This window comes from Acutalibacter muris, assembly GCF_002201475.1.
In the GTDB taxonomy this organism is placed as follows: Bacteria; Bacillota; Clostridia; order Oscillospirales; family Acutalibacteraceae; genus Acutalibacter; species Acutalibacter muris.
This window is the reverse complement of record NZ_CP021422.1, coordinates 2,965,217-2,977,271: the sequence shown is the minus strand read 5'-3', so window position 1 is coordinate 2,977,271 and position 12,055 is coordinate 2,965,217. Positions and strand designations below refer to the sequence as shown.

Here is a 12,055-nt window from a genome sequence, read left to right as displayed (position 1 = left end):
AATGTTCGCCGACTTTTCAAAAGTCCTCCAGCGCTCGCTCGTTTTCTTCCCGGATCCGGCTGCTGGCGATCTCAAAATACTGATCAGACAGCTCCATCCCGATAAAAGACCTCCCGGTCCTGACAGCCGCGACGCCGGTGCTGCCGGATCCCATGAAGGCGTCCAGGACAGTGCCTCCCGGGGGACAGATGGCCAGAAGCCTCTCCAGGAGCTCGACCGGCTTCTCCGTCTGATGGAAGCGCTGCTTCGGATTCACCATCGGGACATGATAGACGCCCGGCATGGCCTTGATGCCTTTGGCAGCCTTCCAGTCGATAGGGAGGTCGCCGTTGGAGCACCAGACCACATATTCGCAATCGTTCCGGAAGCGCCCCGGCTGGTTTCTGCTGGTGCCTTTGTCCCACACAATGACGCCCCGCCATACCCAGCCCGCCATCTGGACGGCGTCGGTCATTGCTGGGAGGTTCCTCCAGTCCACGAAGATCTCCAGGATCCCACCCTCCCGGGTTTTCTGCCTCAGCTCGCTGCACACCCATCGCATGAAGGCCGTGAAGCTCCGCTGGTCCATGTTGTCACCGGAGAACGCTGGCAGCCTTGCGGCGCCGTCAAAGTCCCGGTCGGTGTACTTGGCGGTAGTGTTGGCTTTTCGGTCGCCTGCATGAGTACCGCCGCTGGAGTAGGGAGGGTCGCAAAGCACCAGGTCGACGCTGCCAGGCTCCACCTCCTTCATAAGCGTGAGACAGTCCCCATGTAAAAGCTGGATCACGATAACACCTCCCCCAGATGGATGACGCCCTGCTTCCTGAAATAGTAAGCCCTCCGTGGGCTGTAATTGATCAGCGCCGCCACCTTCTTCATAGACACTCGGCCTATGTAGAACTCCGTGAGGACGGTCTTCTCATTATCGTCAGGAAGCTGCTCGATCGCCTCGCCGATCTCGATGATCAGCATGGCCTTCTCCTGCATCAGCACCTCGATCTGGTGCTCCAGCTCGTCTACTTTGGCCATGATCTCCGGGAGCTTGTCCCTCGGTGAGGTCTGGACCTTGTCGAGGTCGTACCGGATCGCGCCCGGCAGCAGGCAGCTCCTCAGCTCTTCACACCGGAGCTGCTTCCGCTTGATGGCGTACTCCGTTTTCCGGATCCGCATAAGATAATCATAAGTCGCCTGCAGGTCCATGGTCATCACCTCCTCCCAGAAGACTGTCCAGGGAGACGACGATCTTGTCGGTCCCCAGGGCGAAGCCCAGCTCTCTGTTAGCGCCCCGGGAGCCCTCCCAGTCGGGAAGCTGCACCAGGACGTCAGCCTTGGCCAGCAGCGCCAGATCTATGTCCAGGAAGTCCTCATAACTGGCGCCCTCGTGTAGCACCCCGATCATCTCAGCGGGATTGATGACCTTGTAGCCCATCGCTGCCAGTCTGCCCCTGGCCGTTCTGAAGATCTCCTGATAGTTGTCCACGCCCGTGATCGGGCCGCTTAGATATAAAATCATGCTTCTTTCCATTCCTTCGCTCCTTTCTCATTATTCGCCCGATCGCCAGATCAGCGGTCGGGTCGCTGTAGCCCTCCCTGTTCATCTCTGGCGCCTCTCTTTCAGTGCTGCCAGGAGTGCGGCCTGGCTCGTGTCTTTATGCTGTAGGGCCTGCATGGCCTCTTCGTCGACCGTGCCCTCGGCGATCAGGTGGTGGATGATGACCGGCTTCTCCTGGCCCTGCCGGTAAAGGCGGGCGTTGGCCTGCTGGTAGAGCTCCAGGCTCCAGGTCAGGCCATACCAAACGATCACATGGCCTCCCTCCTGGAGGTTCAGCCCATAGCCGACGCTGGCCGGATGCGCCAGGAGCACCTGGACCTTCCCGGCGTTCCAGTCCGCTATGTCCTGGGCCGTATTCAGGACCCTGGCGTCTTTGATCTTGCCCTGGATGGCCGCGAGGTCGTGTTTGTAGCTGTAGAAGACCAGGACCGGCCCATCCGTTGTGTCGATGATCTCGGCCAGGGCCTCCAGCTTTGCGTCATGGATCCGGACGATGCTGCCGTCGACGGAGTAGACGCTGCCGTTGGCTATCTGGAGGAGCTTGGTCATGACCGCCGCCGCGTTCAGGGCCGCGATGTCCTCGTCCTCGATCTGGAGGAGCTGCTCGGACTCCATCGTTTTGTAGGCCTGCATCTCGGCGGGAGAGAGCTGCACCGGGATGACGTTGTCGATCCGCTCCGGCAGTTTCAGGTAGTCCGCCGCGCTCATGCTGATGCAGATGTCGCTGATCTTGGCCTCGATCTCTTTCTGTGCGTTCCGGTAGGGCTCCCACTTGTAAACGACGTAACCGTTCCGGGCTCCCGGCCGGAAATACTTTTCCCGATAGGCCCCCAGCGTCTTCCCCAGGCGCTCGCCCTGGTCCAGAAGATACACCTCAGCCCATAGGTCCATCATGCCGTTGGGGCTTGGTGTGCCGGTCAGCCCGACGACCCGCTTCACCAGCGGGATGACCTTCCGGAGGGCCCGGAAGCGCTTGGCCTGGGGGTTCTTGAAGCTGGAGAGCTCGTCGATCACGATCATATCAAAGGGCCATCCCTTCCGGAGTCCTTGATAATACTCAGTCAGCCAGATCACGTTGTCACGGCCGATCACATAGATGTCGGCCTCTGCCTTCAGCGCCCGGACCCGCTGCTGTTCATTTCCCAAAACCTTCGAGATCCTCAGGTCTTTGAGGTGGTCCCACTTTGCGTGCTCCCTGGTCCAGGTATCTTCGGCCACACGCTTCGGCGCTATGACCAGGACGCGGGAGACCTCGAAGCGGTCAAACATGAGTTCCTGGATCGCGGTCATCGTGATGACCGTCTTGCCCAGACCCATGTCCAGGAAAAGGCCGATCCTCGGGATGTCGATCACCAGCTGGGTCGCTCGTTTTTGATAATCATGTGCTTGATACTGCATTTTGCACCTCCATCCTATAGCAGACCGTCCTGCTCGTCTCTCAGAGTTTCGATGAAGACCCTGGCGCCTATCATACCTTTGACCACTATGGCCGGGACGTCTCTCTTTTTGAGCTGCTCAATTTGCCACTCCTGGATGGCCGTCGTCCGTCCCTTGCTGGTCTTCAGCTCCACAAACCAGACGTGGCCCCCTGGCATGATAGCGATCCGGTCAGGCACTCCATCGTTGCCGGGGCTCACGAACTTCATAAATAAACCGCCCATTTCCTCGACTTGGGCCTTCAGATATTTTTCAATGTCGCGTTCTCTTTCCATGTTTTTCCTCCTTTGGTGCTCTGGTAACAAGAGCCCGAAACTTTTCTATATACGCCTATACGCGGGGGCGCTTTTCGCGGGTTTTATGCGGTGTTTACCGTAAATATAAAAACTCATAAGGTTTTAGTCGTTACCTCGTTACCACTTACCATGAAAACCTTGTGTTTACTGGCTTTTTGCTGGTAACGGCGCTGGTAACAATCGCCGTTTTTGTCGTTCCGGTCGTTACCGTTTGGGTGCTTTACCCGGTAACGATGATTTTGATCTCGTTACCGCTCAGGGCGCTATCGTTACCGCTTGCACCTTGTAAAAACTCTTTGCTTGCCGTATTCGTTGATCCTTGCAGTCGCGCCAGTTCTTTCCCAGCCCGGGATCCTTGCCATTATGCTGACGATCTCGTCGCCGTCCCTCCGGGTCCATTGCTGCTTAGGCCGTCCGAAGCACTCACAGAAGACTTCCAGAGCGCAGACTCTCGCCCGCTGCATGGTCCCTTTCTGCTGTTCAGGCGCCAGGACATCCCTCTGGCGAAAATAGTCCAGACGCTTGTCCAGCTCCCAGCTGTACCAGTCATCCGGCAGCAGCGTCTCCAGGTAGTCGATCACTTGGCCCTCGCGTTCGTCGTACATGAGCGCTGCCTGCTGGGCTTTCGCCGCCTCTTTTTCCATTTCAGCGTCCAGGAAGCTGTCCTCGCCCTCCGCCGTGTAGGCCATCGCCTCGGCCCAGATCTGGGCGCGGGTCTCCTCGGTCATGTCCCAGACGCTCAGACGGCTGCCGCCGTTCACGGTCACGGGCCAGAAGCGCCGGTTGCCGGTGGTGTCCCGGAGGAAACCGGTGGTGCTGTTGGTGGTGCCGCAGATGATCGCGGTCCTCGGGTGGCGCTCCACCACCCGGCCGTAGGCCGCCCGGTATTCATCCACCTGGCGGCTAAGGAAGCCCTTCATCACGTCGACGTCGGCCTTCCGGGTGCCTTGCATCTCGCCGATCTCCATGATCCAGACGCCCTGGAGCTTCTCGGCGGCAGTCTTGTCCCGGGTGTCGGCCAGGCTGAGGGAGTCACTAAACCACACCCCGCCCAGCTTCCGGAGCAGGGTGCTCTTGCCGATGCCAGGCTTCCCGTCCAGGACCAGGACCGTGTCGAACTTGCAGCCGGGCTCCAGCACGCGCTGGATGGCCCCGATCAGGGTCTTCCTGGTGACGGCCCGGGTGTAGGGTGAGTCCTCTGCACCCAGATAGTCCACCAGCAGCGTGTCGACTCTGGGGACGCCGTCCCAGTCAGGCAGTCCCCTGATGTAGTCCCGCAGCGGATTGAAGCGGCGGCTGTCCGCGACCTGGGTGAGCGCTTTTGTGAACTTGTTCTCGGGGAACTGGACCTTGTACTTGTCGGCCACCCAGATGTAGAGCTGGGCGTCGTCAGCATCGCGCCAGTATTTACTCGGGCGGCTCCATGGAAGCCTGCCCTTGACCTCGATCGCCCCAGACAGCTCATTGAAGCGGATGCCCTGGAGAGCCGGGTCGTTCTGGAGTATCAGCACGGCGTTGGTGATCACTGTCCGGATGTCGCCGTTCTCGTTCCGGAGGAGGCTGGTCTTCCATGTTTCGTCCGTGTCATCATCCGGCAGCTCGTTCTCGAAGTCGAGGACGGCACTGTCTTTGTGGTCTTTGTCGATCGTGCGGATGGTGGCGGGATCCTCAGAGGCGAGGGTGGCCATCGCCTTGTAGCTCGGCCGTTCCGCGCCGCTCTTGTCCTCCTTGCCGTCATCCAGGTCGCCGAACTTGTGGATCCGGACGAGGTCGAAGGCGTTGCAGAGCTGCCCGCCTGCCGGATCCGTGCTGTGGTTTGAGTAGGCGAAGAGCTCACCATCATAGACGACGAGGCCCGCAGCCGTGGAGCCCGCCGCGTAGGTGTAGCGGTCGGGCTTCGCCGTCTGGGTGTAGATGTCCGGCAGGAACTTGGCGATCGCCTCGGTGATGTTGTATGTCCGGCAGAACGCGCCGACGATGCCCTTCTTCTCCAGAGGATCCCCCTGCTTGTCTGCCTGGCGCTTCCGGATCCCGGTCATCCTGGAGGACTCCGGCCAGTAGCTCGTGTCAGTCCAGTCCGGGTATTCTGCCAGGACAGCGTCGGCCGATAAAAACGGCGCGTCGTAGTAGTTGAAGAAGGGCTCGACGCCGGTGCTGTTGCTTGGCCAGTACATGAGGCGCGTCGGCTGGAAGGTGGAGTCGTCAAAGAGGTCGATGCCGACCTTCTCGGCGATCTTCCTGGCGATGGCCTCGTATTCGTCCGGCGTGACTTCCCGATCCAGAGGCATGATCAGCCGGAAGCGTGGTGTCCCTGCTGAGTGCTTGTGCGTCGAGTAGACTGCCAGGGCGCTGTTGATCTCCAGGTTGTTCATGAGCGTGTCCCAGAAGTCAGCAGGAGGGAAGTCCAGGTCGAGGGTGAGGATCTGGCGGGCCAGGACGCTGCCGGTCTTTCTCCGGCCGTTTTCCAGATGCCCGCCGACGAAGCCGCCGATGTCCTTGATCCGGTCCTGCTGCTCCTTTGACATTTTCATGTATTCGGCGTGGGTCTCCGGTGTCTCCACGGACTTCGAGAGCCGGGCCAGAAGGGAGGACCAGAGGATCCGCTTGTTCTTCCATGCCGTCTCGAAGCGGCTCTTGCCGAGGGAGATCAGGAGCTCGCCGTTGTGCTTTATTCCGATGTTGTAGTCGGCCAGGTTCATGATCCGGGCCGTGTTGTCTTTATCGTTCATGCTTTGCGACCTCCACGTTCTTCTTCAGCTTCTCGGCCTCTTTCTCGGCGCCGACGAACCGCCTCTGATAGTCGCGGTAGAGAGTGAGCGCGTGCCGCTGCTGTTCCTTGATCTCTTTCAGCTGAGCCTTCAGCTCTTTGAGCTGCTGGCGGTAGCCCTGGCCGCCCCGCTTGCAGTAGGTCTTTACATACCGCTGGAGAGTGTCAACCTGCCGGGCCATCTTGTCGATCTCAGGCTGCAGCTCCGTTGCCTTTGTGTGGTAGTTTATGGCCTGGTTGGCCAGATCGCTCCGGCCGTCCATGAGGGCCTGGGCGCGTTGACCGCAGTGCTGGACGACGACGGCCCGAAGCTCGTCCCGGTGCTCGTAGTCCTCGTCGATGATGCTGAGCAGTTTCCGGAGTCGGGCTGCATCGGTCGGGAAGAACGCGTCCAGCATGACGGTCATGTGCCCCATTCCTTGGTGGAAAGTGATATTGATAATTTTCTGATCCATCGGTTCCTCTTTGCTGGTTTATTGCCAGATGTCCGGGGCCGCGGGGGCCCCGGGATTGTATGATCAAACGATAAGGAAAGCCGGGCGGACGCCGACGGAGTTCGAGGCGAACCAGTAGTAGGCACTGCCACCGTCGAGGACGCTGCAGAAGCCCGTCGCCGACCCTTTCCTCTTGTTCTGGAGCCAGCCCCATTCCCAGGAGTTGTCTCGGAAGGCGATCCGGTTTTTCCGGTCCTTCATGAGCGGCCACTGCTCGCAGCCGTCCGGCTCGAAGTAGTTGGCGTCCTCTTTCCCGAAGATCTCACCGAAGAAGGGGATCCGCAGCAGGTCGCCGTTGTCGAAGGGCTGCATCCGGTCGCGATATTCCGCGAAGATCTTCAGCACCTCCTCGCTCTGGAGCGTCTTCCTGAGGTCGCTGGCCTCGTAGCCGCCCCGGTTGCTGTCTTCCGCGTTCATCGGGTAGGCCTGGTCGAGATACTGGTCCAGAAGGAAGAGGGCGCCCGCCTGGGTGATTTTTTGGCAGGTTGCGGTGTACTTGCTGACATGGATCTGGTCCCCGACCATGATCTCCAGGCCCTTCGTGCTGGCCTTTCTGATGACTTCGATCGGTTGATTGCTCTTGTAGATAGGCATTTGTGTGTCCTCCTTAATCTTTCTTGTAGAAGGGCGTCTCATAGGTGTCGCCCTTTAGTGGAAGCCCCTCGGCCCAGTCAATCGGCTGGGCCATGATGGCATTGATCCTGCCGGGGGCCTCGGTGTCTGTGTTCGGCACGTCGACGATCATCTCGTCGTGGACGTGCATCACGATCTTGTAGCCCAGGGCGCTGACCCTGGTCATGGCCACGGCCAGGCAGTCCCTCGCGGTTGCCTGGACGATGTTCTCGACCAGCTTCCCGCCATAGGTTTCGGTCTCTCCCCACTGCTTTGTCTCCTGGTTCACGCCCATGTAGGTGATGGAGAGCCGGCCGGTGTAGTCGTCCTGCTTCAGCCTGGTGTCCCAGTAACAGAGCTTCCGGCCGCTTGGCAGCTGGATGAAGAGGTTCCGGTTGATGTAGCTGAAGGCGATGCCGTGGGCCAGGCGGACGGTCCGGTGCTCCTGGATCGCCGTCTTTGCTGCCAGCTCGCAGGTCCTCCAGAGCTTCACGACTTTGGGATTGGCTTCGCGCCATTGATCCACGACGCTCTGAAGCTCGTCCTCCGGGATGCTGCCGCCTTTGTCCATGCGTTTCATGGCGCCGACGCCTCCCTGGTAGCCGCAGGCCAGCACGGCGACCTTGCCCTTCTGACGGAGGTGGCTGTTCTGTCCGTGCTTCTCGACCGGGACGCGGTACATCATAGACGCGGTCTCGCAGTAGATGTCCTTGCCCTGCCGGAAGGCCTCCAGGGTCCATTCCTCGCCAGCGATCCACGCCAGGACGCGGGCCTCGATGGCCGCGAAGTCGCTCACAACGAAGCGGCAGCCGTCCGAAGGGATGAAAGCCGTCCGGATCAGCTCGGAGAAGACGAAGGCCGTCTCTCCGAAGAGCGTGGCCAGCGTGTCAAAATCTCCGGCAGCAGCCAGCTCACGGGCCAGATCCAAGTCTGGCAGGCTGTTTTTGGCGAGGTTGTGCGTCTGCACCAGGCGCCCGGCCCATCGCCCTGACCGGTTGGCCCCGTAGAACTGGAGGATCCCCCGGAGGCGGTGATCTTGGCAGACCGCCGTCAGCATTGTGCTGTACTTGGCCACGGAGGTCTTGCCGAGGGCGGTCCGGATCTCCAGCATCCTCCGGACATTGTCCGGGATGTCTGTCTGGAGCGTGGCCGCGATGGTGTCCTTTGTGACGCTGGTCATCGTGACGCCCTGCTTGGACAGCCATTTTTTAAGCTGGGCCAGGCTGTTCGGATTGGCCAGCCCCGTGAGCACCTTGGCTTCTTCCTGAAGCTCTTGGCGCCGCTGGGTGTCATACTCGACGATCTTCTCGACCATCGGGATGTCCAGCTTCACGCCGTTGTCGTTCATGTGTTGATCCAGAGCCCAGAGCTGCTGCTCTGACTCCGGCGTCTTGTATATGTCCAGCTGCCTGAGGATTTCCTGCTCGGTGACGACGTCCTGCCGGTTGTATTCGATGAAGAGCTTCCACTTCGCGGGGTCGTGCGCCGGAAGATTGCGCGTCCTCTGCCCGTTCGTCCGTGTTGGCTTGCAGGGCTTTGAGAAGAACTGGATCAGGGCCTTGCCCTGGGGGTCCTTCAGCTTTTCCTCCGGTAGTCCCATAGCGATGCCGACGTCTGCCAGGTTGCCCGGCAGGCCCAGGGTGAGGGCCTTGATCATCGTGCAGCGCCATTCTTCCGGAGGCATTGCCGCGCCGGTCCACTTGGCCAGGCACGTCCGCTCGAAGTCCGCATTGAAGGCGGTCTTGATGATGCCCGGGTCGGTGAGAGCTTCGCGGAACTCGTAGAGCTCCGGGTCGAAGTCCCGGTCGACCGCGAGCGTGTCGATCACATGGACCTCCGCCTCGTCGTCGAATTTATAGCCGATCAGCAGGATGTCGAAGTCGGGCGCCTCCGTGTAGGCGTAGACGCCCGACCCGGCCAGATCCACGGAGCTGTAGGTTTCAATGTCCACACCCATGACTCTGTGCATCTGTTTTCTCCTCTCTTAGAAATCGTCCTCGTCGTCCTCGTAGCCGTCGCCGAAGTCGGTCTCGGCGGAAGCACGGGCAGCGCCCAGCCGCTCGTCGTCCTTGAGCTTCTGGATGTTGTTCAGCCCGACGCCGACGCCCTTGTTGCCGTTGGTGTTGAACGGGTAGAAGTTGATCGAGGCCCGGCCCCAGCTGCCGCTGTAGACTTCGTCCGGGTCGAGGATCTCGTTCAGATCCTTGTCCACGATGCCGGGCTTCTGGGTGCTGTTGGCGTTCAGGAAGAACATGCCCTCATACTCCGGAGCCTCGTCGGCCCGCTCGTCGTCGCCGTCACGCAGCGGGAGCTTCAGGTTGCCGGGCTTCTTGCCGCCCCACTTGGAAGCGATGCCCTCCTGGATGGCCTCCTCGATCGCGGCGCGGATCTTCTTGACGGTGGCCTTGTCTTCCTTGGGGATCAGAAGGCAGACGCTGTACTTCGCGTCCTGGCCGCTCTGGAAGGCGCGGCTCTTGAAGATGTTGACGTAGGAAAAACGGACCTTACCGGTAATGACTTTAGTGCTCATGATGTTATCCTCCTTAAAATTGCGGGACGTTCTCGGCGTCCTCGGTGTTGTCAAAGTCAGCCTTTGCTGCTTCGGTCGTGTTGATTGCTTCGCGCTTGTCGCTCTCCGGGACCAGGACAGGCTTGCCTGCCGGTTTGATGATCAGGTCGCCCAGGGTCGTCGTGAGCTTTTTCTTGCCGACGAGCTTCTCCATCGCGGTGATGCCGTAGAGCTTGCGCTCGTAGAGCATGGCCTCGTCATAACCGGCAGCCACCAGGGTCTCGGCCACCTTGACGTCGTCGGCATACTTCCGGTTGCTCCGGCCCTCGACGAGCTTCCAGCCGTCGAACTGTTTGCCTGCCAGAGCTTCCTCCAGGGCGTAGGCCTGGATGTCGCTGGTCCACTTCTGGATCTCCTCGGCGCGCCTCAGGACCTCGCCGATCTCTTCGTCCGTGAGGAGCGGGGGAGCCTTGAACTCGTCCTTTGCCAGCTCCAGATTGTACTCGGCCCGCTTCCGGCAGACCGCCTTCGCCGGGCACCAGCGGCACCAGTCGCCGCAGGCGGTGTAGTCTGTGCCATCCATCGCCATCCGGGCTTTCGGTGCAACTTCTTCCTCGGCCCAGAGCAGCAGCTCCTTCAGAGGGATCTCCTCGCCGCTCACATGGTCCAGCCGGGGCTGGATGATGGTCGTCCGGACAGTCTCAAAGTCATAGAGATCCCCGAAGAGGGCGGAAGCGCCCAGGCCGTAGAGCCTCAGCTGGGGGTTGTTCTTGGCTTCCACTTTGACCCCCTTGCCGTACTTCAGGTCGATGACTTCGATCGTGCTGCCGCCGATGATGACGGCGTCAGAGGTCCCGAAGCCCTCCGGCACCCAGTTGTCCAGACTGAACTGCTGCTCGATCATGAGCTCCGCGTCCTCGCCTGCCGCTGCCAGATGCTCCTGGACGGTTTCAGCGTAGAAGTCGGTGGCTTCGTCCATCTCGCCGCAGTAGTATTCACTGGCCTGGATCTGGGCCAGCTCCTTGTCGTAGTTGCCCGCGTCGCCGAGGAACTTCCGGAGCTTCAGCTCGGCGAGTGCGTGGGCCAGGGTTCCTTCGTCCGCGTAGGCGCTCGACCCGGGGGCCGGGAGCTGGTCGGCCAGTACAACGGATCCGGGGCAGTTGATCCACCGGAAAGCGCTCGATGCGGACAGTTTTGCATGTTTACTCGGCATTGAGGGCCTCCTTTGCTTTGCTCATGAGAGCGGGGAGATCAGCCAGAGCGACCTCGGTCAGCTTGTCCACACCGAAGCCCTTGATCAGCTCGCTGGCGATGTTCTTCCCGACCTTTTTGTTCAGCTGGGCCAGGGTCTTCCGGACCTCCACGCGGAAGTCTTCGGTTACTTCGGGAGCCGTGGGCGTTCCGGGTGCGGGAGTGTCTTCCATCAGATCGTCCTCAGCGGGCGCCTGGGCGGCCTCCTGAGGCTTTGCGGCCTTCTTCGTGTCCTTCTTTGCCCCGGTGCCCTTCGGCGCTTCCTGGGCCGGTTTGCTCGGGGACTGGATCCCCATGTAGGTCTGGAACTCTTCCAGAGTGTCAAAAGTAACTGTGATTTTCATTGAAAAATGTCCTCCTTTTTGCTATAATTGATGTGTGTCTTCCTGGGCTCCGGAAATTTCTCCGGGGCCTATTTTATTGAGTCCAAAGGCCTCACCTCCTCCGCGTTGTCATGCTCCTGCCGGAGCTGCTCAGCCATCTCGATGACGCTGCTGGCGTACCAGCTCAGCTCGCCGCGCTCCAGATAGGCAGCCATGTGATCGCCTCCGCCGTTGTAGTACATCAGAGCCGTGCCCAGATCGTCATAGCGCCGGATCAGCTCGTCCAGGAAGTCCGCCGCGACCATCATGCTCGGCCCGGCCTTCCAGAGGTCTGCCTCGGTCACTCCCAGGCGCTCCATCCGGTCTTCGTGCCAGTAGGTCGCGATCTGCATCAGGCCGATGCAGTCACCGTTGACTGCGTCCAGGCTGTAACGGCTCTCATGAAATGCAACGGCTTCCAGAAGCTCAGGAGATAGGTCATAAGCCGCTCCAGCGGCTCGTGCAGCCGCTTCCACGTTGTCCGGGATGTTCGGGTCGTTGTAGGGCTCAGGAGGCGCTGTGGGCGTCTCTGGGGCTTCCTGGGTGGCCGTTATGGCCGGGGGTTCAGATGGCAATGAGACGATAGCCTGCCTGTGCTGCTGGACGCTGTTCGCGTGTGCCAGCCCCGCCAGGAGCCCGATCATGATGCCGATCGCCAGGCTGAGCAGCTGCTCCCGCAGCGTGTACCTCCGCCGCCTTCTTTTCTTCTCCATCATTTTCCTCCATGTTCCTCCGGATCGCGTCATAGGCGGCCAGCGCCAGCATTGTCAGATCCGGATTGTTGTTTTTTCGTGAC

At 60.5% G+C, this 12,055-nt stretch carries 13 protein-coding genes; all 13 read right to left on the bottom strand.

The window, feature by feature from the left end; all coding sequences use genetic code 11:
* Window positions 1–16: 16 nt before the first annotated feature.
* The 13 genes from ADH66_RS15140 to ADH66_RS15080 all read right to left on the bottom strand — a co-directional run bounded on the left by ADH66_RS15140 (window position 17) and on the right by ADH66_RS15080 (window position 11,975).
* Window positions 17–766: a DNA-methyltransferase gene (locus ADH66_RS15140; protein WP_084384445.1), complete on the bottom strand. Its 750-nt coding sequence runs from the start codon at window positions 764–766 to the stop codon at window positions 17–19.
* Window positions 763–1,179, bottom strand: a complete 417-nt coding sequence (locus ADH66_RS15135) for a DUF1492 domain-containing protein (protein ID WP_066539069.1) — start codon at window positions 1,177–1,179, stop codon at window positions 763–765. The genes ADH66_RS15140 and ADH66_RS15135 overlap by 4 nt, the downstream gene beginning before the upstream one ends.
* Window positions 1,157–1,504 (bottom strand): DUF4406 domain-containing protein, encoded by a 348-nt coding sequence (locus tag ADH66_RS15130; RefSeq protein WP_066539071.1) that lies wholly within the window; start codon window positions 1,502–1,504, stop codon window positions 1,157–1,159. The genes ADH66_RS15135 and ADH66_RS15130 overlap by 23 nt, the downstream gene beginning before the upstream one ends.
* Window positions 1,505–1,573: 69 nt before the next feature.
* Complete coding sequence (locus ADH66_RS15125; protein ID WP_066539073.1) at window positions 1,574–2,929, bottom strand: SNF2-related protein; 1,356 nt, start codon at window positions 2,927–2,929, stop codon at window positions 1,574–1,576.
* A gap of 14 nt (window positions 2,930–2,943) precedes the next feature.
* Window positions 2,944–3,243, bottom strand: coding sequence for a PDDEXK family nuclease (locus ADH66_RS15120; protein ID WP_066539075.1), 300 nt, complete (start codon window positions 3,241–3,243; stop codon window positions 2,944–2,946).
* Window positions 3,244–3,533: 290 nt separating this feature from the next.
* Complete coding sequence (locus tag ADH66_RS15115; protein WP_201448081.1) at window positions 3,534–5,993, bottom strand: virulence-associated E family protein; 2,460 nt, start codon at window positions 5,991–5,993, stop codon at window positions 3,534–3,536.
* Window positions 5,983–6,486 (bottom strand): hypothetical protein, encoded by a 504-nt coding sequence (locus ADH66_RS15110; protein WP_066539076.1) that lies wholly within the window; start codon window positions 6,484–6,486, stop codon window positions 5,983–5,985. The genes ADH66_RS15115 and ADH66_RS15110 overlap by 11 nt, the downstream gene beginning before the upstream one ends.
* A 63-nt stretch (window positions 6,487–6,549) precedes the next feature.
* Window positions 6,550–7,119 carry a hypothetical protein gene (locus tag ADH66_RS15105; protein ID WP_066539077.1) on the bottom strand — a complete coding sequence of 190 codons (570 nt, stop codon included), beginning with the start codon at window positions 7,117–7,119 and terminating at the stop codon, window positions 6,550–6,552.
* Window positions 7,120–7,132: 13 nt separating this feature from the next.
* A complete protein-coding gene (locus tag ADH66_RS15100) occupies window positions 7,133–9,106 on the bottom strand; it encodes a DNA polymerase (RefSeq protein ID WP_066539079.1) in 1,974 nt (657 codons plus the stop codon).
* Between the two features lie 15 nt (window positions 9,107–9,121).
* On the bottom strand, window positions 9,122–9,667 hold the full coding sequence (locus ADH66_RS15095; protein ID WP_066539083.1) for a DUF2815 family protein: 546 nt from the start codon (window positions 9,665–9,667) through the stop codon (window positions 9,122–9,124).
* Window positions 9,668–9,680: 13 nt separating this feature from the next.
* Window positions 9,681–10,859 (bottom strand): DUF2800 domain-containing protein, encoded by a 1,179-nt coding sequence (locus ADH66_RS15090; protein WP_066539085.1) that lies wholly within the window; start codon window positions 10,857–10,859, stop codon window positions 9,681–9,683.
* Window positions 10,849–11,241, bottom strand: a complete 393-nt coding sequence (locus ADH66_RS15085) for a hypothetical protein (protein WP_066539087.1) — start codon at window positions 11,239–11,241, stop codon at window positions 10,849–10,851. The genes ADH66_RS15090 and ADH66_RS15085 overlap by 11 nt, the downstream gene beginning before the upstream one ends.
* Window positions 11,242–11,309: 68 nt before the next feature.
* The gene (locus tag ADH66_RS15080) at window positions 11,310–11,975 is read right to left on the bottom strand and encodes a transglycosylase SLT domain-containing protein (RefSeq protein ID WP_157767220.1); all 666 of its coding nucleotides are present in this window, start codon (window positions 11,973–11,975) and stop codon (window positions 11,310–11,312) included.
* Between the last annotated feature and the right edge of the window lie 80 nt (window positions 11,976–12,055).